The organism is Mesorhizobium sp. ES1-6, from assembly GCF_020164775.1.
Lineage (GTDB): Bacteria > Pseudomonadota > Alphaproteobacteria > Rhizobiales > Rhizobiaceae > Mesorhizobium.
Genome location: NZ_JAIUGU010000002.1, coordinates 109583 through 134655, shown reverse-complemented (window position 1 = coordinate 134655; position 25073 = coordinate 109583). Strand labels below are relative to the sequence as shown.

Annotated in this window: 24 protein-coding genes; 22 read left to right on the top strand and 2 right to left on the bottom strand. The window is 62.3% G+C overall.

The window, feature by feature from the left end:
* The first annotated feature begins 6 nt into the window (after positions 1 to 6).
* Genes trbE through LB564_RS05375 form a run of 8 tightly spaced genes read left to right on the top strand, consistent with a single transcriptional unit; the run spans position 7 to position 8198 of the window.
* The gene (gene trbE / locus LB564_RS05410; protein ID WP_224535657.1) at positions 7 to 2556 is read left to right on the top strand and encodes a conjugal transfer protein TrbE; all 2550 of its coding nucleotides are present in this window, start codon (positions 7 to 9) and stop codon (positions 2554 to 2556) included.
* The gene (gene trbJ / locus LB564_RS05405) at positions 2553 to 3302 is read left to right on the top strand and encodes a P-type conjugative transfer protein TrbJ (protein ID WP_224535654.1); all 750 of its coding nucleotides are present in this window, start codon (positions 2553 to 2555) and stop codon (positions 3300 to 3302) included. The genes trbE and trbJ overlap by 4 nt, the downstream gene beginning before the upstream one ends.
* 11 nt (positions 3303 to 3313) lie before the next feature.
* Complete coding sequence (trbK-alt, locus tag LB564_RS05400; protein WP_224535652.1) at positions 3314 to 3682, top strand: putative entry exclusion protein TrbK-alt; 369 nt, start codon at positions 3314 to 3316, stop codon at positions 3680 to 3682.
* Positions 3679 to 5049: a P-type conjugative transfer protein TrbL gene (gene trbL, locus LB564_RS05395; protein ID WP_224535650.1), complete on the top strand. Its 1371-nt coding sequence runs from the start codon at positions 3679 to 3681 to the stop codon at positions 5047 to 5049. Before trbK-alt ends, trbL begins: the two co-directional genes overlap by 4 nt.
* Positions 5046 to 5732 carry a conjugal transfer protein TrbF gene (trbF, locus tag LB564_RS05390; protein ID WP_224535649.1) on the top strand — a complete coding sequence of 229 codons (687 nt, stop codon included), beginning with the start codon at positions 5046 to 5048 and terminating at the stop codon, positions 5730 to 5732. The genes trbL and trbF overlap by 4 nt, the downstream gene beginning before the upstream one ends.
* Positions 5732 to 6793 carry a P-type conjugative transfer protein TrbG gene (gene trbG, locus LB564_RS05385; RefSeq protein ID WP_224535647.1) on the top strand — a complete coding sequence of 354 codons (1062 nt, stop codon included), beginning with the start codon at positions 5732 to 5734 and terminating at the stop codon, positions 6791 to 6793. The genes trbF and trbG overlap by 1 nt, the downstream gene beginning before the upstream one ends.
* Positions 6790 to 7974, top strand: a complete 1185-nt coding sequence (locus tag LB564_RS05380; RefSeq protein ID WP_224535645.1) for a TrbI/VirB10 family protein — start codon at positions 6790 to 6792, stop codon at positions 7972 to 7974. The genes trbG and LB564_RS05380 overlap by 4 nt, the downstream gene beginning before the upstream one ends.
* Positions 7971 to 8198, top strand: a complete 228-nt coding sequence (locus LB564_RS05375) for a DUF2274 domain-containing protein (RefSeq protein WP_224535644.1) — start codon at positions 7971 to 7973, stop codon at positions 8196 to 8198. The genes LB564_RS05380 and LB564_RS05375 overlap by 4 nt, the downstream gene beginning before the upstream one ends.
* Here the strand turns inward: LB564_RS05375 and LB564_RS05370 are convergent.
* Entirely contained in the window at positions 8190 to 8627 is a 438-nt protein-coding gene (locus LB564_RS05370; protein ID WP_224535643.1) for a LysR family transcriptional regulator, read from the bottom strand. The two genes, LB564_RS05375 and LB564_RS05370, sit on opposite strands and share 9 nt — an antisense overlap.
* Before the next feature lie 361 nt (positions 8628 to 8988).
* Between LB564_RS05370 and LB564_RS05365 the strand changes: the two genes are divergently transcribed.
* From LB564_RS05365 to LB564_RS05310, 12 genes are all read left to right on the top strand, one after another.
* Complete coding sequence (locus LB564_RS05365) at positions 8989 to 10233, top strand: aminotransferase class III-fold pyridoxal phosphate-dependent enzyme (RefSeq protein WP_224535641.1); 1245 nt, start codon at positions 8989 to 8991, stop codon at positions 10231 to 10233.
* Between the two features lie 83 nt (positions 10234 to 10316).
* Positions 10317 to 11315: a sugar ABC transporter substrate-binding protein gene (locus tag LB564_RS05360; RefSeq protein ID WP_224535639.1), complete on the top strand. Its 999-nt coding sequence runs from the start codon at positions 10317 to 10319 to the stop codon at positions 11313 to 11315.
* 5 nt (positions 11316 to 11320) lie between these two features.
* Positions 11321 to 12409 (top strand): ABC transporter permease, encoded by a 1089-nt coding sequence (locus LB564_RS05355; protein WP_224535637.1) that lies wholly within the window; start codon positions 11321 to 11323, stop codon positions 12407 to 12409.
* Positions 12406 to 13221 carry an ATP-binding cassette domain-containing protein gene (locus LB564_RS05350; protein ID WP_224535635.1) on the top strand — a complete coding sequence of 272 codons (816 nt, stop codon included), beginning with the start codon at positions 12406 to 12408 and terminating at the stop codon, positions 13219 to 13221. Before LB564_RS05355 ends, LB564_RS05350 begins: the two co-directional genes overlap by 4 nt.
* A 19-nt stretch (positions 13222 to 13240) precedes the next feature.
* Positions 13241 to 13582 carry a hypothetical protein gene (locus LB564_RS05345; protein WP_224535634.1) on the top strand — a complete coding sequence of 114 codons (342 nt, stop codon included), beginning with the start codon at positions 13241 to 13243 and terminating at the stop codon, positions 13580 to 13582.
* The gene (locus LB564_RS05340) at positions 13579 to 15828 is read left to right on the top strand and encodes a LamG domain-containing protein (protein WP_224535632.1); all 2250 of its coding nucleotides are present in this window, start codon (positions 13579 to 13581) and stop codon (positions 15826 to 15828) included. The genes LB564_RS05345 and LB564_RS05340 overlap by 4 nt, the downstream gene beginning before the upstream one ends.
* Before the next feature lie 156 nt (positions 15829 to 15984).
* A complete protein-coding gene (locus tag LB564_RS05335) occupies positions 15985 to 17034 on the top strand; it encodes a PotD/PotF family extracellular solute-binding protein (protein ID WP_224535630.1) in 1050 nt (349 codons plus the stop codon).
* An 80-nt stretch (positions 17035 to 17114) separates the two neighbouring features.
* On the top strand, positions 17115 to 18296 hold the full coding sequence (locus LB564_RS05330) for an ABC transporter ATP-binding protein (protein WP_224535628.1): 1182 nt from the start codon (positions 17115 to 17117) through the stop codon (positions 18294 to 18296).
* A gap of 2 nt (positions 18297 to 18298) precedes the next feature.
* Positions 18299 to 19138, top strand: coding sequence for an ABC transporter permease (locus tag LB564_RS05325; protein ID WP_224535626.1), 840 nt, complete (start codon positions 18299 to 18301; stop codon positions 19136 to 19138).
* A gap of 22 nt (positions 19139 to 19160) precedes the next feature.
* The gene (locus LB564_RS05320; protein ID WP_224535624.1) at positions 19161 to 19943 is read left to right on the top strand and encodes an ABC transporter permease; all 783 of its coding nucleotides are present in this window, start codon (positions 19161 to 19163) and stop codon (positions 19941 to 19943) included.
* 27 nt (positions 19944 to 19970) lie between these two features.
* Positions 19971 to 21473: a PLP-dependent aminotransferase family protein gene (locus tag LB564_RS05315; protein WP_224535622.1), complete on the top strand. Its 1503-nt coding sequence runs from the start codon at positions 19971 to 19973 to the stop codon at positions 21471 to 21473.
* Positions 21474 to 21629: 156 nt separating this feature from the next.
* A complete protein-coding gene (locus LB564_RS05310; RefSeq protein WP_224535620.1) occupies positions 21630 to 22523 on the top strand; it encodes an alpha/beta hydrolase family protein in 894 nt (297 codons plus the stop codon).
* A 113-nt stretch (positions 22524 to 22636) separates the two neighbouring features.
* Here the strand turns inward: LB564_RS05310 and LB564_RS05305 are convergent, their stop codons facing one another.
* Positions 22637 to 22819: a hypothetical protein gene (locus tag LB564_RS05305; RefSeq protein ID WP_224535619.1), complete on the bottom strand. Its 183-nt coding sequence runs from the start codon at positions 22817 to 22819 to the stop codon at positions 22637 to 22639.
* Positions 22820 to 22822: 3 nt separating this feature from the next.
* Here LB564_RS05305 and LB564_RS05300 point away from each other — a divergent pair, with 3 nt between their 5' ends.
* Complete coding sequence (locus LB564_RS05300; RefSeq protein WP_224535617.1) at positions 22823 to 24133, top strand: ABC transporter substrate-binding protein; 1311 nt, start codon at positions 22823 to 22825, stop codon at positions 24131 to 24133.
* Between the two features lie 68 nt (positions 24134 to 24201).
* Positions 24202 to 25068 carry a carbohydrate ABC transporter permease gene (locus tag LB564_RS05295; RefSeq protein WP_224535615.1) on the top strand — a complete coding sequence of 289 codons (867 nt, stop codon included), beginning with the start codon at positions 24202 to 24204 and terminating at the stop codon, positions 25066 to 25068.
* The last annotated feature ends 5 nt before the right edge of the window (positions 25069 to 25073 follow it).

Genomic DNA, 25073 nt, shown 5'->3' with positions numbered 1-25073 from the left:
TTTCCCATGATGAACCTCGCCGAATACCGCAGACGCCCGTCCAGTCTTGCGGACTATCTGCCATGGGCAGCACTGGTTGCGCCCGGTTTGGTGATCAACAAGGATGGCAGCTTCCAGAGAACTGCCCGTTTCCGCGGTCCCGATCTGGATTCCGCCACGCCGGCGGAGCTCGTCGGTACAACCGCCCGGCTGAACGGCGCGCTCCGCCGGCTCGGCTCGGGCTGGGCGATCTTCGTCGAGGCGCAGCGCAATCCCGCCACCAGCTATCCAGACAGCCGGTTCCCGGATTCTGCATCTGCGCTTCTCGACATCGAACGGCGCGATCAGTTCGAGAATGGCAATGGTCGGGGACAGTTGCAGTGGAGCAGCCGCCAGCCGGACGGAGAGCTGTTCGAGAGCAGCTATTTTCTCAGCTTCGTCTGGCTGCCGCCGCCTGAAGACGTCTCGCGGATGGAGAACTGGCTTTACGAAGGTCGGGAAAAGAGCGGCGTCGATCCCCGGGAACAGCTGAAGAGCTTCGTCGACCGTACCGACCGTGTGCTGGATCTGTTCGAAGGCTTTGTTCCGGAAGCTGCCTGGCTCGATGACGGCGAGACGCTGACCTATCTGCACTCGACGGTCTCGACCAGGCGTTATCGTGTCCGTGTTCCCGAAACACCGATGCATCTCGATGCGCTCCTGGTCGACCAGCCGCTCGCCGGTGGACTGGAACCGCGACTGGGCGATTTCCATCTGCGCACGCTGACCATCATCGGGTTTCCGACCACAACATTTCCGGGGATCCTCGACGATCTCAACGCGCTTGCCTTCCCCTACCGCTGGTCGACGCGGGCGATCCTGCTCGACAAGACCGATGCGACCAGGCTGCTGACGAAGATCCGCCGCCAATGGTTTGCGAAACGCAAGTCCGTCGCCGCCATCCTCAAGGAGGTGATGACCAATGAGGCATCCGTGCTGGTCGACACTGACGCGGCCAACAAGGCAGCCGACGCGGACGCGGCCCTGCAGGACCTCGGCTCCGACCAGATCGGCCAGGCTTACGTTACGGCAACACTGACGGTGTGGGATGCCGATCCGTCGATCGCAGACGAGAAACTCCGGCTGGTAGAGAAAGTGATCCAGGGACGGGATTTCACGTGCATCGCCGAGAGGGTCAACGCCATCGAAGCCTGGCTCGGCAGCATTCCCGGTCACGTCTATGCGAACGTCCGCCAGCCACCATTGTCGACGCTGAATCTCGCTCACATGATCCCGCTCTCGGCAGTCTGGGCGGGACCCGTCGAGGATAACCATTTTCGTGCCCCGCCGCTGTTCTTCGCCCGGACAGAAGGTGCGACGCCGTTCCGCTTCAGCCTTCATGTCGGCGATGTCGGTCACACCCTCGTCGTGGGTCCGACCGGCGCCGGCAAGTCGGTCCTGCTGGCGATGATGGCGCTGCAGTTCAGGCGCTACGGGAACAGCCAGATCTTTGCCTTCGATTTTGGTGGATCGATCCGCGCGGCAATGCTCGCCATGGGGGGCGACTGGCACAATCTCGGCAGCAGTGCGCCGAACGCGCAGGGGGCGGACGATCCGCTTGCCCTTCTGACCCTGGTGGATCTGCAGGACGACATCGACGCCATTTCGCTTCAGCCGCTTGCCAGCATCCACCACGTTCCGGAGCGTGCCTGGGCGGCCGACTGGCTTGTCGACATTCTTCTGCGCGAAGGCGTCCCCGTCACGCCGGAGGTCAAGGAGCACCTCTGGTCAGCGCTGACATCACTGGCCAGCGCTCCGGTTCAGGAGCGGACACTGACCGGCCTGACCGTGCTGCTCCAGTCCTCGCCGCTGAAGCAGGCGCTGCGGCCCTATTGCATCGGAGGTCCATTTGGCCGGCTGCTCGATGCCGAGCATGAACGTCTTGGTGGCACATCTGTACAGGCATTCGAGACCGAGGGGCTGATCGGCACCGGTGCGGCACCAGCCGTGCTCGCCTACCTCTTCCACCGCATCGAACAGCGAATGGACGGCAGACCGACACTACTGATCATCGATGAGGGCTGGCTGGCGCTCGATGATGGCGGCTTCGCCGGTCAGTTGCGAGAATGGCTGAAGACGCTGAGGAAGAAGAACGCTTCCGTCATCTTCGCCACGCAGTCGCTCTCGGACATCGACGGCAGCCGGATCGCGCCAGCCATCGTCGAAAGCTGCCCGACGCGGGTCTTCCTGCCGAACGAGCGCGCGATCGAGCCGCAGATCACTGCGATCTATCGCCGGTTCGGACTCAATGACCGCCAGATCGAGATCGTCGCCCGAGCGACGCCGAAGCGCGACTATTACTGCCAGTCGCGCCGCGGCAACCGCCTGTTTGACCTGGGGCTTGGTCCGGTTGCGCTGGCACTGTGCGCCGCGTCGTCCAGGTCCGATCAGGCTGCGATCGACCGGGTGATCATCGAGGCCGGCCGCGACCATTTCCTCGAGGCCTGGCTTTCCGATCGCGGCCTTCAATGGGCGGCCGATCTCATTCCCGATCTCGTCAACGTCACCGACCAGTCCGTAAAGGAGGTTCTGCCATGAATTCCGTTCACAGAAGACTTCACCTTCGTCACATGGCCGCCGCCAGCGTTGTCGCAGTGACAATCGCGATGTCGCCGGCTCCGGCATCGGCGTTCATCGTTTTTGATCCGACCAACTACAGCCAGAATCTGCTCCAGGCAGCACGCGCGCTGGAGCAGATCCAGAACCAGATCACCTCGCTTCAGAATGAGGCGCAGATGCTGATCAACCAGGCGAAGAACCTCACCTCGCTGCCGACCTCGCTGCTTGGACAGATCGAAGGCAATTTCTCGCAGATGAAAACCCTCCTCGGCGAGGCTGACAGGCTCGCCTACAGCGTCCAGGACATCGACAGCCGGTTCACCTCGACCTATGAGCAGTTCGGTTCCAATCTCTCCAGCCAGCAGCTTGTCGATGGCGCGCGTGAACGCTGGCAGACCTCGGTCTCGGCATTCGAACATTCGCTGAAGGCGGGTGCAGTCGCTGTCGCCAACATCGAAGGAACGCAGCAGCAGACGGGCGCGCTGGTCGACGCCAGCCAGTCCGCCGTCGGTGTCCTGCAGGCCACCCAGGCTGGCAACCAGCTTCTCGCGGTGCAGGCAAAACAGGTCGCCGACCTCACCGCAATGCTTGCGGCGCAGGGACGGGCTGCCGCGCTGGAACAGGCAAGGACGGCCGCCGCACAGGAGCAGGCGAGAGAACAGTTCAGCCGCTTCATGACAGGCAGTGGCTACAGCCCGTCATCCGTGAAGATGTTTCACGACTGAGGCCGGTCGTCATGGATCCCAGAATCGCCGCCCGGATGACAGCCGTTATTGCCTTTGGCGCCGCCATGACCGCCGCCTTCATGGTGCTGCGCGGCGACGGCTCGCAGGACGCGTCCTCCCCGCGCTCCGCACATCCGGGCGGCGAGCCGGCAAAGGTCGAACTTGCGCGATGCCGGGACATCGGCATGGCCGCCGTTTCTGACGAGGTCTGCAGGAAGCTGTGGGCCGAGAACCGCCGGCGTTTCCTGCACCCGTCCCGGCCCGTGGCACCTTATGCAGTTCCATCGGTAGAGAAGGACCAGAGCCGGCTGCTGCCTCTGCAGCCGTCGACACCGCCGGGTACGGAAGACGAACTCCACCCGAACACGGTGTCGCCATGAATGACACCGGCGTCATCGACCGTTTCCTCGAGACCTTTACCCGGTACATCGATTCAGGCTTCGGTCTGCTCGGCGGCGAGGTCGCCTTTCTCACCTCGACGTTGATCGTCATCGACATCACGCTTGCCGGACTGTTCTGGGCCTGGGGGGCGGACGAGGACATTCTTCACCGGCTGGTGAAGAAGACGCTCTATATCGGTTTCTTCGCCTTCATCATCGGCAACTTCAACCGTCTCGCCGGCATCGTCTTCGAAAGTTTTTCGGGGCTTGGCCTGAAAGCAGGAGGATCAGCACTTTCGGGCTCGGCACTGCTGCAGCCGGGCCGCGTCGCGCAGGTCGGCATCGACGCCGGCAATCCGATCCTCGAAGCCGCCAGCCAGCTGATGGGCTACGTCTCCTTCTTCGAGAATTTTGTCCAGATCGCAGTGCTGATGACCGCCTGGGCAATCGTGCTGATCGCTTTCTTCATCCTCGCCGTCCAGATCTTCGTCACATTGATCGAGTTCAAGCTGACGACACTTGCAGGCTTCGTGCTGATCCCCTTCGCCCTGTTCAGCAGGACTGCCTTCCTCGCCGAGAAAGTGCTCGGCAACATCGTCGCCTCCGGCGTGAAGATCCTCGTGCTCGCCGTCATTGTCGGCATCGGCTCGGGTCTCTTTGGCGAGTTCACCCGCGGCTTCGGCGCCGAACAGCCCACAATCACGGATGCGCTGTCGCTTGTGCTGGGCGCCCTCTCGCTGATGGGGCTGTCAATCTTCGGCCCAGGCATCGCAACGGGGCTCGTTTCCGGAGCACCGCAACTCGGTGCGGGCGCTGCTGTAGGCACCAGCCTTGGCGCCATCGGCCTGGGTGCTGCCGGCGCCATGGGCGTCCGGGCCGGACTGAGCGGCGGCGCAAGTGCGCTCAATGCCGGAGGGCGCATGTCAGCAACCGCTGCCCGTGGCGGGGCGCATCTTGCCGGCAGTACCTCGACCGTCTGGGGACTTGCCGCGGCAACATCCGGACAGAGCGGCGCGGGCTCTATTGCCGCCGGCATGGCCGGTGTTGCCAAGGCCGGCGCTGGTGCCGCTGTCCAGCCGGTGAAGCAGGCGATGTCGCGCGTGGCGTCAGCCCTGTCTTCCAGCCAGCAGGCTGGCCGCTCGGCCGCATGGACTGTGACCGGCGGAGAGCAGCCATCGGGAGTGGCTGCGGCAGGGCGTGCTTCAGGCGGTGAGGCCAGTGCGGGATCTCCGCCGGAATGGGCCAACCGCATGAAGCGCGGCCAGACCATGAGCCATGGCGCCAGCATGGCCGCGCATTCCGTCCGCTCCGGTGATCACGGTGGCGGCTCGATGAACGTTTCCCTCAGTCAGGATGACCGCCGATGAACCTCTTCAGACGTCCATCCGTCCGTTATGGGACGACACCGCAGCCCGAGACGCCCTACCAGCGTGCTGCGCAGGTCTGGGACGAGCGCATCGGCTCTGCCCGCGTGCAGGCGACGAACTGGCGGCTGATGGCTTTCGGTTCCCTCCTGCTGGCAGGCGGTCTCGCATCCGCCCTGGTCTGGCAGTCGACGCGTGGCTCCGTGGTCCCCTGGGTGGTTCAGGTTGACAGGCTCGGCGAAGCGCAGGCTGTCGCCCCCGCCGTGGCGGGTTACAGGCCGACAGATCCGCAGACCGCATGGCATCTCGCCCGCTTCATCGAGCAGGTGAGAAGCATCCCGGATGATCCGGTCATCGTGCGCCAGAACTGGTTGCGCGCTTACGACTACACGACGGATCGCGGCGCCGTCTCCCTCAACGACTACGCCCGGCTGAATGATCCCTTTGCCAGGGTCGGCAAGACCCAGATCGCGGTCGAGGTCTCCAGTGTCATCCGGGCTTCGCCGGACTCGTTCCGTGTCGCCTGGATCGAGCGCCATTACGAGAACGGCAGCCTGGCCAGCACCGAGCGCTGGACCGCCATTCTCACCATCGTCATTCAGCAGCCCCGCGACGCCGACCGGCTGAAAGCCAATCCGCTCGGCGTCTACGTCAATGCCATCAACTGGTCGAAGGAGCTTTCATGATGTCTGCGGCACGAACGCGCAAAACGAAAAGACAGACCGCCCGCGACATCACAGGGGTACGTTTGCTGGGGCTGGCCCTGCTGTCGGCGACAGCACTCGCCGGCTGTGCCTCGAAAAAATACATTCCGCCGGAGATCCGGTATGACGATATGGTCCCCGCGGTGCAGAAAGCCGACACGCCCGGTCCGGTAAAAGTGGTGGAACTGCCAAAACCGCTTCCGCTTCCTGGCCAGCTGAAGCCGGTCGAGACCAGCAGGGCGAAATTGGAGCCCGCGGATCCGAAACAGCGGATCAGCCAGGCGAATGAGGCAGCACGGATGCAGCCGGCCCGCGACGGCTTTATCAACGCGATCCAGCTCTATCCCTGGAGTGAAGGCGCGCTCTACCAGATCTATGCCGCACCCGGTCAGGTCACTGACATCGCTCTGCAGCCCGGCGAACAGCTCGTCGGTTCCGGACCAGTTGCCGCCGGCGACACCGTGCGCTGGATTATCGGCGACACGCAGAGCGGGGCAGGGGAACGGCTCCAGGTCCACATCCTCGTCAAGCCGACGAGACCGGATCTCCAGACGAACCTTGTCATCAACAGCGATCGTCGCACCTATCATCTCGAGCTGCGGTCGACCGAAAAGACCTACATGGCGTCTGTGTCCTGGCAGTATCCACAGGACCAGCTGATTGCGCTGCGGCGCCAGAACGCGCAGGCATCCGCGGCGCAGCCGGTGGCTGCCGGCGTCGACATCCAGAAGCTCAACTTTCGCTATCGCATCGAGGGTGACGCGGCACCCTGGAAGCCGCTGCGTGCGTTCGACGATGGCGCAAGGGTCTATATCGAGTTCCCGTCGGGCATTGGCCAGGGAGAGATGCCGCCACTGTTTGTCATCGGCCCGTCAGGGGGCTCCGAGCTGGTCAACTACCGCGCCCGACAGAACTATTATGTCGTCGACCGGCTGTTCGGTGCGGCCGAACTGAGGCTCGGCGACAGGACGGGCGAGAGGCGTGTCCGCATCGTGCGCACCGACGGGACCAGGCCGCAGCGTAGCGCGGGACTGTTCCGATGAGTGACGCCATGGGCGGCTCGAACCGGGACATTCAGGCTGAACTGCGTCTGCGGCCTGAACCCGGCAGGGTGACGCGCCTTTCGCGCAAGATGCTGACAGGTCTTGGCGGGGTCGCTGGTGTCGCCATCCTCGGCACGCTGGTGTGGGCGCTCGACACCAGCCGGCGGAGCAGCGAGCAGCCGTCAGAACTCTTCACCACTGAAAACCGCTCGACCGCCGACGGGCTGCAGATGCTGCCGAAGGATTATGCCAGAGTTCCAAAACTCGGACCCGCGCTGCCTGGCGATCTTGGGCGGCCGATCCTGCGCGCGCAGGAGCAGGGCAGGCCGGTCATTGCGCCCGCCACCACCACGCCGCGCGTTGATCCGGAAGTACAGCGCCGCCTCGCCGAGATCGAGGCCGCGCGCATCGCAAAGCTCTTTGCCGATACCAGTACCCGGACAGATCCGGGGCGACAGGGTGTCGTCGCAGGAGAGAGCGCGGCGGGCTCTGCATCTGCCCTGACGTCGCCGTCCGGGTTTCCTCCGGCCGGGGACCACAAGGTCGACTTCGTCAGTGCACAACCCGATCGCCGCACCGTCAGCCCCGACCGGCTGGTCGAAAAGGCCTCGCCCTATGTCGTGCAGGCCGGCACGGTCATTGCGGCCGCCCTCATCACCGGCATCCGTTCGGACCTCCCCGGCCAGATCACCGCCCAGGTCACCGAAAATGTGTACGACAGCCCGACGGGATCGTACCTTCTGATACCGCAGGGCGCGCGGCTCATCGGCCAGTATGACAGCCAGGTCGCCTTCGGCCAGTCCCGGGTGCTGCTGGTCTGGAACCGCCTTCTCATGCCCGACGGCACCTCCATCGTGCTCGAGCGCCAGCAGGGCGCAGACGCCCAGGGGTTTTCCGGACTTGAAGACGAGGTCGACCATCACTGGGGTCAGCTGTTCCGTGCCGCTGCGCTTTCGACGCTGCTGGGCGTCGGCAGCAGCCTTGGGTCCAGCGACAATGAGAACGACATCGCCAAGGCGATCCGCGAAAGCACACAGAATTCGATGGGCAACGTCGGCCAGCAGATCGTCGGCCGCCAGCTCGATGTCCAGCCAACGCTGACAATACGCCCCGGATTTCCGGTTCGCGTGATCGTCAGTCGGGACCTTGTACTGGCGCCTTACGGAAAGGACCCGTCATGACGAAGCTGAAGCTCTCTGCAATTCCGGATGATCGGCCAGTCAGGATCACGGCCGAACTTCCCGCCGCTGTTCATCGCGATCTCGTCGCCTACGCCGAAGTGCTCAGCCGCGAGACGGGACAGGCGGTCGCCGATCCGGCAAAACTGGTCGCTCCGATGCTGGCCCGGTTCATGGCGACGGATCGCGCCTTCAGCCGTTCGCGGCGCGATTCCGGCTCAAGGTAGGCGCGACGCCGAGTGCTTCGTTTCCACCAGGCGCAGAGCGATATCGGGCCTGCTCCGGATAAGGTCAGCAATGGCATCCAGGAATTCGCTGGCCTGCGGGAGCAGATCGTTGCCAGAACCAGGGCTGTCAGGCTGTGCTCCCTGTCCCGTTCTGACCATTGCCAGGGTGCTGTCGAGGTCGCCCAGAATGCGACGAAGCCGGCGCAGGAACCCCGCACCGGCCGGAGTCGGCTGGACACCGCCGGCGTGGCGATCGAACAGCTTCGTTGCAAGTGAGTGCTCAAGGTCGCGGATACGGCGGCTCAGGGCAGAATGGTGGATGCCGATGCGTCGGGAAGCGCCGAGGATGCTGCCCTCCTCGGCAATCACGAGTGCGCAATCAAGCGTGATGAGCTGGATGCGTCGTCGCATCACTACGATGTCGGGCACGGGTTGTCCTTCGGAAGATCCGCTAGACGGAAATGTAGCGATATCGATCCGGTCACGGCATCACGCGATCCCGTGGGTAGAGCAACAAGGCGCAGCCTGAATGGCACGCGCTTCTTGACAGAAAAAACCGTCCGCGCTAGAAATCGTTTTCACAACAGGGTCAACCACTAGGAAAGGACGCATCAGATGCGCAGGGCGATAGCGAAATCGTTTTCCTCGCCTCACATTGCGTGCGCCTATCGTGGTTCCAGTGTTGTGAATGACGACGGCTTCTGGCCCGGCGTGGCAAATCTGACCGAAAGGAGCGGCTGTCCTGAAATCGGGCGGCCAGACATTCCACCTTCGTCAAGGCCACATCCAGATGACTGTCGCAATTCGCAGCAATGACAACGAAATAAATCTTCTTCGCAGATCCCACGCCGTAGTCCCGGGCGGAATTCACGGCCATCAGGACGTAAAACTCCAGTGGCCCGGAGCCCCGCAGTTTTTCAGCCGGGGTGAGGGTGCCTATATCTGGGACGTCAGCGGCAACCGCTATATCGATCTTCTCTGCAGTTACGGGCCCATAATTCTCGGACACCGGCATCCGGCAGTCGAGGCCGCAGTGGGTCGGCAGATGCTGCAGGGTGACTGCCTGAATACACCCTCGCCGCTGTTTGTGGATCTCGCCGAGCGTCTCGTTTCCGTCGTGGATCACGCCGACTGGGCGATGTTCATGAAAAACGGAAGCGATGCCACGACGCTGGCCCTGACAATTGCCAGGGCCGCCACGGGCCGCAAAAAGATCCTCGTGGCGAAGGGTGCGTATCATGGGGCCACGCCCTGGTGCACTCCCAACATGAACGGCATTCCCGAAGAAGAGCGCGCCAACCTCGTCTATTACAGCTACAATGATACGGCGAGCGTCGATGAAGCGGTTGCGCTGGCAGGGTCTGATCTTGCAGGGATCATTGTTTCTCCTTTCCGCCACGATGCCGGCCTTGACCAGGAACTGGTTGACGTTGCCTTCGCAAGGCATCTTCGCACGGTCTGCGACAGACAGGATGCCCTGCTGATCCTCGACGATGTCCGATGCGGTTTCCGGCTTGCATTCGGCTCCAGCTGGGAACCGATCGGCGTAAAGCCGGACCTGAGCGCATGGAGCAAGGCGATTGCCAACGGCTATCCGCTGGCCGCACTGCTTGGCAACGATCGCGCCCGGGATGCCGCCTCCAGCGTGTGGGCCGCAGGGTCCTTCTGGTTCACCGCCGTGCCAATGGCGGCGTCACTCGCGACGCTCGATGTTCTCGAAAAGGAAGACGGCGTCAGCCGGATGAACAGCATCGCTGCCACGATCTGCAGCGGGATGGCTGGTCAGGCTGCTTCCCTGGGGCTGAAGGTGAATGTCACCGGCCAGCCGACCATGCCCTATCTCACTTTTGCAGGCGAGACAGACCGGGAGTGGACTGTCAGGTTCGCTGCCGAGTGCGCCAGGCGTGGCCTTTACACGCATCCGCGTCACAACTGGTTCGTTTCGGCCGCGATCACGGAACAGCTTGCGTCCGAGATCCTGGACATCACCGGACAGGCGTTCGAAGCCGTGAAGAGAGCCGGGGCCCCGACCTAAAAGGGTCGGGCTTCATCTTTCAGCTGCGGTCTGACGGCCGCAGCGTCGTGCCAATTTTTTCAAAAACAAAATGGGAGACTGAAATGGACCAGAACCGAATTCTGTCGTCTTCACTCGGGCGCCGCGAACTCCTGAAGACCGCGGCCGCATCCATGCTGCTGGCCACAGCGGCGGGCCGCAGCGCGTCTGCAGCGGTGCCGCCAAAAGTGGTCGGATTCGCCCACCCGGACCGGACCGCTGCCTACTTCAGAGGCCTTCAGGACGCCATCGTCACGCAGGCGAAGGAGTATGGCTACGAGATCCGCCAGACATCTTCGGGTTTCGAGCCCCAGAAACAGATCCTCGAACTTGAAGCCTGGCTGGCCGCCGGCATCGACGCGATGGTGGTCGCAGCCGTGGACAGGAACTCGATGGGACCTGTCGTGCAGAAGGCGAAGAGCCAGGGTGTGCTTTTCGTCTCGTATGGCATCTCCGTTGACGGGGCCGACGGACATGTCGGCTTTGATGACGTCGATGGAGGCACCCTGCTTGGCAGGCAGGTTGCCGATTTCATCAGGCAGAAACATTCCGGAAAAGCCGAGGTGGGATGTCTGACCTTTGTCAGCAACGAGGTGACCACAGCGCGCATCAGTTCCGTAAAGGCGGCCCTGCTCAAGGAACTTCCGCAAACGCCTGTCTATGAAGCCGAGGCAGTCATCGCCTCCCAGGGACTGGAGGCCGTGCAGTCAATGCTCGTGGCGCACCCCGACCTGCAGATCATTGTTTCGTGCACGGATGATGCCGCGCTCGGTGCCCGCTCTGCATTCATGAGCCGGGGCGTTGCGCCGGAGGGCGCCTTCATCGCCGGCTTCGACGGCGCCAACCAGAATCTGCAGCTGATCCGGGACAGGGACCTGTACATCAAGGCGAGCATGGCCCTCGATATCGCCGAGATCGGCCGCAACGTCGTGAAGGTTCCCCACGCCTTTTTCGAGGACCGCAACCCGCCAGCAGCAGCCACCCATCTCTACACGCCCTATGTACCGGTGACCCAGGACACGGAGATGCAGGTCATCGAGCGGCTTCTCAAGGTCTACGGATGATGCCGATGACCAGTGAAACCATGACCGGTTCTTCCACGGCCAGGCCCGGCGAGGCGGCCGGAAACAGGCAGGCCTTTGGCCGCGGTGGCAGTCTCGTTGAGTGGGCACAGAAAAACGGACTGTTCTTTGCGCTGCTGGCGCTGGTGATCCTCTTTTCGCTCACAACGCAGCATTTTGCGACAGCTGCAAATGCGCGCGTGATCCTGATGCAGGTCGCCCTCGTCGGCATCATGGCGGTGCCGGCCGCCATGCTGATCCTGTCAGGCTATGTGGACCTGTCGGTAGGCGGCATCATGGTGCTGTCTGCCGTCGTCTTCGGCATGTGCATGCAGGCCGGTACCGGACTTCCCGTGGCGATTGCAGCGGCATTTGCCGCTGCGATCGCCTGGGGGCTTTTCAACGCCGTCTCGATCACCGTCTGGTCGTTTTCACCCATTGTGGTGACCCTTGGCGGGCTCGTCGGAGCGCGTGGTCTGGCGCAGTTCCTGACACAGGGGATGACCAACTTCGGCTTTGGCCCGCAGTTCGGTGTTCTTGGCAACGGAACCCTGCTGTCGATGCCAGTCCCGGTGGTGATCTTTGCCGTGATTTTTCTGGCCGGCCTGCACGTCTGGTACCGGACACCGTATGGCAGGCACATGATGGCAACTGGCGGTGCTCAGGAGGCGGCAAGGGCACTGGGTATCCGGACAGTCGCAATCCCGTTCTGGCTTTACATCATGTCTGCCGCGACGGCAGCCCTGTGTGGCCTGATCTCGGCCTCACAGCTCGACTCTGCCGCCATCACGATAGGTACCGGTGCAGAACTTGATGTCCTGACGGGCGTGCTGCTCGGGGGCGTGGCTTTCAGTGGCGGCAGGGGGTCGCTGTTCGGGGTGCTTTACGGTGTGCTCTTCATAGGGGCGCTCAGGAACGGTCTCGTCCAGATCAACGTGAGTGCCTACTTCCACCAGTTTTCCGTTGGCCTGGCGCTGATCTTCGCCGCGGGTCTGGACATCCTCTACCAGCGGCTCGAGCGGCTCAGGACTGCGAGGGCAGCGGTGGCGCCGCACGGCGGGCAGAACGGATCTGCAGCGCAGGGGGTATCGTCATGAACACAGGATCGACTGAAAGACAGCCGGTACTTGAGCTGCGGGACATCTCGAAATCCTATGGTCCCGTTCGTGCGCTGGACGCGGTAAGTTTCAGCCTCTACCCGGCCGAGGTCGTCTCTCTTATTGGCGACAACGGTGCCGGCAAGAGCACGCTGAGCAAGGTGCTTGCCGGCACGGTAAGACCGGATTCCGGATCAATCCTGGTCGAGGGCACGCCGCATGCCTTCGAGACTGCCGTCGATGCCCGGCGTGCCGGGATCGAGACCGTCTTCCAGACGCTGGCCGTCGTGCCGACGCTCAGCATTACGGAAAATGTCTATCTCGGCCGCGAGATAATGCACCGCGATCCGTTCCGGCGGTTCCTGCGTTCGCTGGACGTGCGCCGGATGGCACGCGAGGCCGACAGCGGATTCCGCAGGCTGGGCCTGCGGCTGCCTGACCTGAGGACAAGCGTCGGATCCCTGTCGGGCGGACAGCGCCAGGCAGTCGCCATCGCACGAGCGGTCCTGTGGGGGAGCAAGATTGTCGTGCTGGACGAGCCGACCGCCGCACTGGGTGTGCAGCAGACGGAAATTGTCCTGTCCTTCATCGAGAGCCTTAGGGAGCATGGTGTCACCGTGGTCCTGATCAGCCACAACATGGAGCACGTGCTGCGCGTTTCCGACCGGATCATCGTGATGAGGCTTGGCCAGAAGCGTTTCGACGCAGGATGCCAGGGCCTGACCGTGTCCGATCTGGTCGGGTACATCACGGGTGCACACCCGCCGTCCGCGGTCGCAGGAAAGGCCCCGGACCGGCAGGCCGTCCTGTAGCTGGCGGAGACGGACGCCGATGCTGAGAGCAGACCGTGCCAGCGCGCACTACCCGGTCGACCCCGACCGGCTTGACCTTGTCGAGGAATTCCGGCGCGCGCCAAGGGGGCCGCATGGCGAGGAGCTCCAGAAGCTCGTCCACCGTCTGCGCTGGGCCGCCGAGAAGCCACGCTACGTCCTGATTGTCGATGAAACCGGCCGTTCTTGGCGGATCGGTCGCCTTCCGGAACGGACCGGAGGTCCTGTCACCGTCCATGGCCAGACGGAGTTCCGCAGCCCGGAAGACGCCGAGTGGGAAGTCTTCCGGCTGCGGTGGGAAGCGGCAACCGGCAGGAAAATACCGGGAGGAAATCCAGCGTGATCGATACAGTTTCGGTTCTGGGATACGCGGATCCCCTGTCGGCTGCGCCGGGCGAAAGAATCAGGTTCCACCTCGGCAGTCCGTCACTGCGGCAGGCTGACCTGTGCGTGGTGCGGGTGCGCTGTGCCGATCCTGATCCGGACGGGCCGGGGCTGCGCCTTGTGCCGGTTCCATCCCCTGTCGACGGAACCGTTGGGCTGCGCAGCCAGCCGATATATCCGGGCTCCTGCGCCAGGATTGACAGTGTGGCCGCCCTGCCGGCCTCGGGCAGTGTCTCGTTTGGCTGCTATCTGTTTCCCACCCTGCCTGGTGATCGCGTCCAGACGGTCGCGGCACACTGGAGCAGTTCACGCCACTGTGGCTGGCGGCTCGAAATAGGCGACGATGGTCATCTGCGGATGACCGTCGCCTGCAAAGGTCGCGAATGGACCGTGAAATCATCAGTGCCGCTTCTTGCTCGGGAATGGTCATTTGTGGCCGGCGTTGTCGATACGGCGACCGGGACAGTCCTGCTGCATCAGCAGAGCCTCTCGATCGACGGCGGTCGTGACCGGACCGCGTCGGCTGCTGGCACGGGGCCAACCGAGATCCTGTGGCCTGCCGGCCCGCCGTTCGTCATGGGTGCCATATGTCAGGATGCCCCGGAATCCGCCGGACACACGTCAGGCCACTTCAACGGCAAGATTGACCGCCCGCGCCTGTTTGGCCAGGCGGTCAGTACCGAGACGTTGCGGGCCAGCGTGGAGGCAGTCAGCCCGGGCGGGGCCGGTCCCGCAGCGCTGGGGTTCTGGGACTTCAGCGAAGGAATGGAGACAGATCTTGTAGCAGACCGTTCCGGCAACGGCCTCAACGGGGTTCTCCTTCAGGGGCCCATGCGTGCCGTGACGGGTGCCAACTGGGACGGACGGTCAATGAGCTGGCGCGAAGTGCCCTGGCAGTATGGCGCAATCCATTTTCATGATGATGACCTCATCGACTGCGGCTGGACCCCCACCGTCGAGCTGACAGTTCCGCACGGCTGGCGCTCCGGCTTCTATGCCCTGCGGATCTCGGCCAGGCCAGATGCCGGCCCGGCGGTCGAAAGCTACGTATCCTTTTTTGTGCGGCCACCCCGGGGATACGCCACTGCACCGGTTCTCGTTGTAGCCTCGACCGCAACGTTTCTGGCCTATGGCAACATTTCAACGGGTCTTGAGGATCCGCTTTACGAGGTACCCCATGAAGGGCTTGTCACGCTCGGTCCCGATGACGTCTATCTCTACGAGCATCGCGAGCTCGGACTGTCAACCTATGATACCCACCGCGACGGCAGCGGGTCATGCTACTCTTCGGGCAGGCGCCCCATCCTGAACATGCGGCCGCGGGGAGATGCGTTCAACTACGGCAACGATACGCATCTGCTTGACTGGCTTGAGCAGAAGGACATCACCTACGACGTTGTCACGGATGAAGACATCCACCGCGAGGGCGCTTCTGTCCTGCGGCGCTACCGGACCGTCATTACCGGATCGCATCCCGAATACGTTTCGCGCGACATGCTGGACGCCCTCGAGGCATACCAGAATGCGGGCGGGCGTCACCTCTATCTGGGCGGAAACGGATTTTACTGGCGCATCGCCTTTCATCCGGCGAAATCGGGGCTGATCGAAATCCGGCGCGGCTTCTCCGGGACGCGTACCTGGGAGGGCGAAGCCGGTGAAAACCATCTTTCGTTCACCGGAGAGCCAGGCGGGCTGTGGCGTACAAGTGGCAGGGCCCCCCAGCGTCTGGTCGGGGTCGGATTTGCGGCGCAGGCATTCAACCGGTCTACCTTCTACCGCCGCATGCCGGCCAGTTTCGATCCGCGTGCCGCTTTCGTGTTCGAAGGAATCGGGGCGGACGAACGGATCGGCAATTTCGGCCTCAGGGGCGGGGGTGCTGCGGGGCTTGAGACGGACAGGGCAGATCGCGACCTTGGTTCGCCGCCTGGTCTCCTGCTTCTCGCGACCGCTGACAGTTTCGGTTATGACGGACTGCCTGCCGTCGACGAGATCAGGATCACGCACCGTGGGCTTTCCGGTGACCAGAATGCGCAGATCCGGGCAGACATGGTGCTCTTCGGGACAGCCGCAGGCGGCGCGGTCTTTGCAACGGGCTCGATCGCCTGGTGCTGTGCACTGTCCCATGCCGGTTACGAGAGTTCGGTGAGCCGCATTACGGAAAACGTACTGCGCCGTTTCCTTGACCCAGCGCCGTTCAGATTCTGATGTCGCATCAGCAATGCCTCATTGACAGACGATGTGAGGGATGCAAGAAATCGTTTTCTCAATTTCGGCCGCCAGCGGGCAAGAGGATGCTTGGCAGCCGCCAGACGTGCGGGAAATCGTTTTCATTGCTGTGACTACGGGAGAAGGACGGCGATCATGTCTCACATGCTGAATGTAAAGAAACTCACACGGCGGCAGGCTCTGGCGACAGGGGTGGCCGCACTCGCCATGCCTTTCATCGCGCGGACGGCTTTTGCCGCGCGCGAACTGCGGATCTTCACCTGGGAGGGTTATGGCGAGCCCCAGTGGGTCAAGCCTTTCGAGGAAAAGACAGGCGCCAGGGCGAAGGTGGCATACACCCTGTCGGTGGACGAGATGTTTGCGAAAATGCAGGCGTCCAAGGGCAGTGACTACGACGTGATCGCTTTCGATACCTCGATGTTCGGACGCTATATCGACGACAGCCTGGTGCAGCCGATCGACGTGGGAAAGATACCCAACGCCGCCAACCTGGTGCCGGCCTTCCGCCAGGTTGCCCCCATCAGGCGCGGGGACAAACAGTACGGCATGCCGTTCGCATGGGGCTCCATACCGCTGATCTATGACAAGGGTGCATTTCCTTCTGCGCCCGAAAGCTGGGAGGTCATGTGGGATCCCCAGTATGCGCAGCAGATGATCGCGCTCGACGACACCAACAACTACCTTGTGACCGTCGCGATAGCGCTCGGGATCAAGGATCCTTTCAACTGGACGGACAGCGATTTCGACAAGGTCAAGCAGAAGGCAATCGAACAGAAGGGCCTGCTGCTGACCTACTACAACGGCAATGATGGCGGCGTTGACATCTTTGCGTCGTCCGGCATCAAGCTCATGCTGTCGGCAGGGGAGCCGCAGCTGCCCGCCCTGATCAAGAGAGGGGTGAATGCCGGCCTCACGATTCCTAGAGAAGGCGCCATTGGCTGGCTAGACAACTGGACGATCAGTGCCGGCGCTACCGACGTTGACCTTGCTCATGCCTGGATCGACGTCTGCCTGGAAAAATCCGTCGGCGCTGCCCTCTCGGATCACGCCCACTATGGCAATGTGACCGACCGGGCTGCCAACGAGAGGAACGGGTATACATATGGCGATCGGCTGGTCTGGCTTCAGAGCCCGGAGGACTGGAACCGCCGCGTAAAGCTCTGGAATGAAGTGAAGGCGTCCTAGGGACCCGGGGAATGTCCGGCTGCCGCCGTAAAGGCAGCCGGCACGGAGCACGATGAGCAATTTTCCGGAGTGAATGGAACGTGACCGATACTGCCAGACCGCAACACGAGATTACATGGGGAAGAGCAATATGGGCGGCCACTCACCTGGACGGACTGCAGCAGAAAGCCCATCCGGTCAGTCCCGACAGAAGGCCAGAGATGCTTCTCGAGTTTGACAGCGTTTCCAAGAGCTATGGAGCAGTCCAGGTCCTGAAGCCGATATCGCTCACGGTCCAGAATGGAGAATTCCTGACCATTCTCGGACCGTCAGGTTCGGGAAAGACAACGATCCTGCGGCTTGCCGGAGGGTTCACGCAGCCGACCAGCGGCCGGCTCCGTTTTGAAGGAAACGACATTTCGGCGGTACCCACGCACAGGCGCCCCTTCAACACGGTATTCCAGGACTATGCTCTGTTTCCCCATATGACCGTTGCGCAGAATGTCGGCTATGGCCTCATGCTGCGGAAGGAGCCGAAAGACAAGATCGGCAGGCTGGTTGCCGAAACGCTCGAGATTGTCGGGCTTGCCGGGTTCCTCGAGCGCTATCCGCACCAGCTTTCGGGCGGCCAGCGCCAGCGCGTCGCCCTGGCGCGGGCGATCATCTGCGAACCCAGGCTCATTCTTCTCGACGAGCCGCTTGCGGCGCTTGACGCAGAGCTTCGCCGGCAGATGCAGTACTTCCTGAAGGCGCTGCAGCGACGGATACGCACCACCTTCCTCTTCGTCACCCACGATCAGGAGGAGGCAACGACGATGTCTGACAGGATCGTTGTCGTGAACAGGGGGCGCATCGAGCAGATCGGAAGCCCGACCGACATCTACTATCACCCGCGGTCGAATTTCGTCGCCGGCTTTTTTGGCGACAACAATCTGGTCGAAGGAAAGATCACGGACGGCCGTATCGTCGAGACACCGCTGGTGCGCTTCCAGCTGGATGACGTGGCAGATTTTGCCATCGGCGCCTCCGTCATCGCGGCCATACGCCCGGAAAAGATCAGGCTTGACGGGAAAGCCCACGCTGACGATGTGGTGATACCCGCCGAGGTTTCCGATGTGATTTTCGTAGGACCCTACACGCGGGTGGCCCTGAAACCGGCATCTGCGCCCGACCGCACGCTGACGGCCAGGATTACGAGCGGATCCGGCGATTTCAGGCCAGGCCAGTCAGTGGAACTCGCGTTCCGTCGCGCTGACATTGCGATTGTACCGGTGAGCAACTGATCATGACGGGACGTCTGACGCGGGCGGTTCTGTTTATTGCGGTGGCAGCCCTGCCTGTCTGCCTCGTCGTCGTTCCCATCGTGTCAATTCTTGTGATGTCCCTGAGGCGGCTGGTCGACAACCGGATATCCGGCGACTTCAGTCTTGTGAACTATGCAACCTTCCTGACCGATCCCGTCTACCTGCAGGTGCTGCTTGTAACGCTCGCCCTCTGCCTGGGTGTCACCGTGATCGGCATCATGCTGGGCTATCCGATTGCGTATTTCATCTGGCGCCGGAGGCGCGCGAAATACGTCTTTCTTCTGCTCTTCGTGCTACCGCTTTTCATGAGCTACATCGTGAAGATCTACACGATGAGGTCCATTCTGGGGCTGAACGGTTTTCTCAACCAGATCCTGGTTGCAACCGGGATCCTGGAAAAACCAAGTCTGCTCTTTCTCTACAACAAGCTCTCCATCCTCCTCACCATGGCGGTGATCTTCCTGCCTTTTGCCATCCTCCCGATCTTCCTCTCGCTGGAGAAGATTCCGGGAAATCTCGCCCGGGCATCTGCCGATCTGGGTGCTTCTCCGGGGGCGACATTCCGGCACGTGATCTTTCCACTGTCAGCGCCGGGTACGGCAGCTGGAGGCCTGTTTGTATTCGTGCTGGCGCTGGGCGACTTCATCACACCGCAGATGGTGGGTGGCCCGTCAGGTTTCACCTTCGGCAGGATCATCTGGTCGCAGTTCGGGCTGGCGTACAACTGGCCGCTCGGAGCCGCACTGGCGGGCGTTCTTCTGGCGCTGTCGCTGGTGGTCATCGTCGCTGCCGGGATGATCGCCAGACAGCAGAGGATATGACGTGAAAACATCCGGACAGCGCATGGTCGATACCGCCCTGTGGGTCATCACGGGTGCGACGCTTCTGGTGCTCTATTCGCCAGTCTTCATCGGCGCCCTTTTCTCGGTTGTCGAGATCACGCGGGGGCAGGTGCAGTGGGACAGCGCCACGCTCGTCTGGTACGCAAGGCTGTGGCAGAACCAGTCCATTGTTGACGCGATCACGACCACGCTGATCGTGGCTCTGATCTCGGTAGCGGCCGCATCACTGCTGGCCATCATTCTCGCCCTCTATGTCGAATGGGAAGGTGCAGTTGCGGGACGCTGGCTCGAACTGGTCGTCTATCTGCCGTTCGTGCTGCCGCCGATCGTTACGGGGCTGTCCCTGCTGATCTTCTTTGCCGACCTCGGAATAGCCCGCGGAATGGTCACCGTCGCCGTCGGACATACCATTTTCGTACTCGCGGTTGTCTACCGCCTTGTCCAGAGCCGGCTCCGCGCCCTGCCAAGGTCACTGGTCGAGGCCTCATCGGATCTGGGAGCCACAGGCTGGCAGACGTTCCGGCATGTGCTCTGGCCGCAGATGGCATCGTCGGTGGCCACCGGAGCCATCCTCGCCTTCACGCTCTCCTTTGACGAGACGCTGATCACGTCGTTCCTTGCTGGTGACACCATGACGCTTCCGCTCCGGCTCTGGGCGATGATGCGCGTTGGCTTCACCCCGGAAATCAATGCGCTGGTTACACTGGTGCTGCTGCTGTCCATCCTGCTTACGGTCGTGGTTGGCCTGCGCATGCAGCCTCCCATGCAGATGGACGAGGACTAGGGCCGGGCCAATGAGGTGCATCCTGCAATGACCCTGCAGCTTCTCGACGCACTGGCATTTGATCTTGAAGGCGGTCCGCAGGGGCCACTCTACAGAAAACTGCACACACGTCTCGTCACCGAGATCAGTTCCGGGGGCATCCGGCCAGGCACGCGCCTGCCGTCCACACGGTCACTGGCGCGCACGCTCGGTGTATCGCGTGCGACGGTCATTCTTGCGTTCGAGGAGCTTGTCTCCGAGGGATATCTGCAGGGTCAGCCCGGTTCGGGTACCTACGTGGCAGAGCGGCTGCCACAGAGGCCGGCCTCTGTTCCTTCAGGGCCTGGCGTGCGCTCTGTCCCGCCCAGCAGGCCTGACCGGCCGAGGGGAGCCGGCTGCTTCAGCGGAGTGCCCGAAAGGCTCTATGTGCCAAGACGGCCTGTGCCGTTCCGGCCGAATTTTCCGTCCCTGGATGATTTTCCCATCGAGCTGTGGGCCAGACTGACCGCCGGAATCTACCGCCGCCATGCCAGGACAAAGAACCTGCTTCTGGGTGAGGGAGATGCCCAGGGTTACCTGCCACTGCGCAGCGCGATTGCCGAGCATGTACGCCTGTCCCGCGGCGTGCGGTGCACCGGAGACAACGTGATCATCTTTGCAGGAGCCCAGCAGGCCCTTGATGTTGCATCACGCCTGTTTCTTGCTCCTGGCGACCGGGCGTGGTGCGAGGATCCCGGATATGAAGGTGCCTACGCGGCGATCATCGCGTCAGGAGCGGTTCCGGTTCCAGTGCCTGTTGACGATGAGGGCATCAGTGTCGACGAGGGCAGAAGGCGCTGCGAGAACGCCCGTCTCGCGTTCGTATGCCCGTCCAAGCAGTTTCCGCTCGGAATGGAGATGACCCTGGGCCGCCGGCTGCAGCTGCTTGAATGGGCGGCGAAGGCCGGCGCCTGGATCATCGAGGACGACTACGACAATGAATTCCGCTTCTCCGGCAGGGCCATACCTGCGCTCCATGCGATTGATGAGGGAGAACGGGTCATCTATCTCGGGACCTTCAGCAAGGTCCTGTTTCCATCACTGCGGCTGGGATTTGCCATCATACCGGACGGGCTCGTCGATGCGTTCGTCGCCGCCCGCGGCGTCGTCGGGCGATATTCGCCGCTGCTGGAGCAGATGGTGGTCGCCGAGTTCATGCGCGAAGGGCATTTCGCCAGCCATCTCCTGAGGATGCGGAAACTTTACTCCGAGCGCCACGAGGCCATGCTGGACTGCGCCAGCCGGTATCTCTCCGATTTCATAAAACCATTGCCGTCCGAGACCGGCATGCAGATGATAGCGACGGTCGCGGACGAGTTTGACCCGGATGAAGTTGCAAGAACTGCGGCTGCTGAAGGGCTGGAAATTACCCCCGTGTCGTGGTTTGCAGTCGAAAACCACACGCCTGCAGCGTTGATGCTCGGCTTCAGCGCATTTTCTCCGGCTACGATAGAATACGGCATGAAACGCCTCAGGACATGTTTCGAGGTGCAGCACCGGCATAGCAGGTAGGCCGCTCGCCGTCGGCCCATACCGGCAGCGCCGGCACCGGACGAAACTGGTCCGGCCCTTCACCTGCCGATTGGCTATTTTGTCTTTCTCACTGCGGGATGAACTGGGCCGTCCGGGACGTCGGTGTCGCCGGTCGCACCTTTCGTGGAGGGAATAATGTCGATGACAGGCAAGGCTTCGGTAGCACTCGGTCTGGCGTTGTGGCTGCTTCATGCATCAGCCGGGCTGGCAGCGGAAAAGACTGTCAGATTCGCCGTCGACGGCCAGCAGGTCGTCGGAACCCTGTCGCTTCCTGACGGCATTGTCAGGCCGCCGGTCGTTCTCCTCCTGCATGGCTTTGAAAGCACCCGCGACGAACTGGAGATACCGTCTGTCAGGGAAGGCGTCTTCAGACGTGCCGCACGGCTGTGGTCAGACAGGGGACTTGCCAGCCTGCGCATTGATTTCCGCGGCGGCGGCGACAGTGACGGCAGGTTCGAGGATACCACCTACAGCGGACAGATCCGCGACGCGCTGGCAGCGATCGATTTCCTGGCAGCCAGTGACGAAATCGACCATGACAGGATCTCGGTGGTAGGCTGGAGCATGGGCGGAGCCGTGGCACGCGCCGCCGCCGGGCGCACGGATCATAAGCTGGTTTCGGTGTCACTGTGGGCCCCGGCCACCAACATTGCCAGTGCAATGACATTCATCTTCGGGCCTGACGTGATGAGGAAAGGTCTGTCGGGTGGTGACAAGGCCGTGACAGCGAAACTATCGTGGGGTGACCAGGTCACGCTCGGGACCGCCTTCTTCCAGGATCTCTTCACCGTGGACCCCATCGCCGAGATTGCCAGCTACAGAGGACCCCTGCTGGTGGCGGTGGGTACCAATGACGACATCGTCTTTCCCCAGCCCGCCTCGGGCAAGCTCGTTCTCGACTATCACAAGGGACCTGGTGAACTCTGGGTCCAGCCGATGGATCATATATTCAATACGCAGCAGGATGCCGCGATGGTCGACAGGCTGATCGCAAAGACCAGCGATTTCATCCAGGCCTCCCTGAAATAGAATTAGCCGAAGCGGCTCACCCCCGGCTCCCTTACTCCATCGCACCTGTCACACCTTGCGTGCTGGCGGAACCCGTGCAGCGAGGTCCTCCTCCCCGGGGGGACCTGTCACTGTCATTCACCTTGATTGAAGTGGTCCGGTTCCAGCCGGGCGGATTGGTCATTCCATTCAGGCTCGATCAGCACCTGAATGGCAGCCGACAGAACGCCGGCCAACAGGCGGGAAATCAGGAACAGACTGCCGCCTGTGATGGCGGTCAGCCTGAACGGGAACAAATTCTCAAAAGGAGGATCCATCAGATGCCATCTCCGCGAAATGGCCTGTCGAAACTGGCAGTGTTCGCTGGCGCAGTTCTGCTAGCGCTTCAAACGTCGGCGGGTTTCGCCCAGCCGATAACCGTGAAGCTGTGGTTTCACGAACACCCGCCGCGCAATGCAGTCGACGAAAAGGCGATTGCCGCTTTTGAGTCGGAAAATCCGGACATTCACATAGAGCGTACCCTGATCCCGTATTCCGAATTCGGAACCAAACTGCTGACGGCCTTTGCCACGGGAGCAGCGCCCGACCTCTTCAATCAGGTGACCCTGGAGCTCGGGCAGTATCATGCGGCGGGCCTGCTCGCACCGATAGACATGAAGGCCGCCGGTTTCGCGGATCAGGCAGCGCTGGATGCGCAGTTCAAGCAGGGTGCGATGGCGGGCATCACCTTCGCCGGCAAGGTCTACGGCCTGCCGACCGAGGTAAGCGACTACTACTGCTATGCGAACAACAGGCTATGGGCCGAGAAGGGTCTGGATCCAGCAAAAGACTTTCCGAAGACCTGGGAAGAGATGGTCGATGTTGCCGGCAAGCTGACCGTCCGGGATTCGTCCGGCGTCCCCACAAGGCGCGGCTTCGACTTCAACTGGTCCGGCTCTGTCTACATGTGGCTGCAGTTCAACCCGATGGTCAGCCAGCTTGGCGGCCATATGGTGGACGAAACGGCTTATACTGCGGACCTGAACACCCCCCAGGTTGCAAAGACTTTCCAGTACTGGGCCGACTGGGTGAACAGATATCGGCTTGGCGGTCCCCAGTATCCGGAGAGCCGCCCGGCATTCCTCGCCGGCGAAATCGCCACGGACTGCTCCATGGGAATATGGGGTGTTCCGCTGATCGAAAAGGCCGGCATCGAGTACACGCCGTTTCCAGTGCCGCGCTGGAGCGGTGCGGTCAGGGACAACGGTTTCGACAACTACGCCTATTACCTGATGGTCAATTCGAAATCTTCGCCCGAGGTTCAGGCAGCTGCCTGGAAGTTTGCGCGCTTCTATACGAATTATGCGCCCGAACTCTTCAGTGCGGCTGGCCTGTTTGTTCCCACACCCGAGCTGCTTGCGTCGAAAGAGGCCATGTCGGGTCGTGGCATGGACGTCTATCTGTCGGAACTGTCGAAGTCGAACTTTTCCCCGCGCATTGCCGGGTTCAACGCGGTGGGCGATGCGCTGCTGCGGGCGCGTGACAGGATCGTCCAGGGGAATGAGCCGGTCGCAGATACGCTCCCCGGTCTCAACGACGAGGTGAACCGTATCCTCGTCCGCGAAAAGGCGAAGGCAGAAGCAGCGCGCTGAACCATGCCGCGCGGCCTCCGCCTGCTGCGGGCGCCGCGCCACGGGGCTGCGGTCAATGGATTGATATCATGTCGGACAGGAATGGATTCTGGGGCTTTCTCTTTGTAACGCCCGCCGTCGCGTTTTTCGCCGTGTTCAGCATCTTTCCGATCTTCTTCGGACTGTACCTGAGCATGACGAGCTATGACATGCTGTCGCCGCCGCTGTGGGTGGGACTGGGCAACTACGCCGCACTGCCGGATGACGGACTGTTCAGAAAGTCGCTCTGGAACACAGCAGTCTTCGTAGCCGGCAGCACCTTTCCGGTCTGGGCAGGGTCACTCGGGCTGGCGCTGCTTTTCGACCGGAGCTTTCCCGGGCGCAACCTGCTGAAGGTCATCGCGTTTTCGCCGGTCCTGCCGCCACTGGTAGTCGTCGGCATTGTGTGGAAGGTCCTGCTTCACCCCAACGGTGTGATCACCGCTCTGGCGGGGTGGTTTACAGGACAGTCCGAGATCGAGTGGACGACGGGCGCCGGCCTTGCTCCATGGTCAATGATCCTGATCAATGACTGGGCGACAATCCCCTTCTTCATGGTCATCTGGCTGGCGGGCCTTGCCGGGATTCCCCGGGATCTGAAGGAAGCCGCGCAGATCGACGGAGCGGGACCGCTGACATCGTTCTGGCGCATCGAACTGCCCCTGCTTCGGTCAACAGCCGTGCTTGTTGCCTGCCTTTCGACGATCAATGCATGTCAGGGTTTCATCATCCAGTATGTTGTCAGTCCCGACAAGGGCGGCCCTGCCGACTCGACTCTCACGCTCGGCCTGCTGATCTGGAAGTATGGCTTCCAGTACTTCCGCATGGGTGATGCAGCCGCAGTGTCGGTCGTCCTCTTTGCAATCATCCTGGCAATCACCGCCATCCAGCTCCGGCTTGGCCGCCGCAGGTACTGACGTGG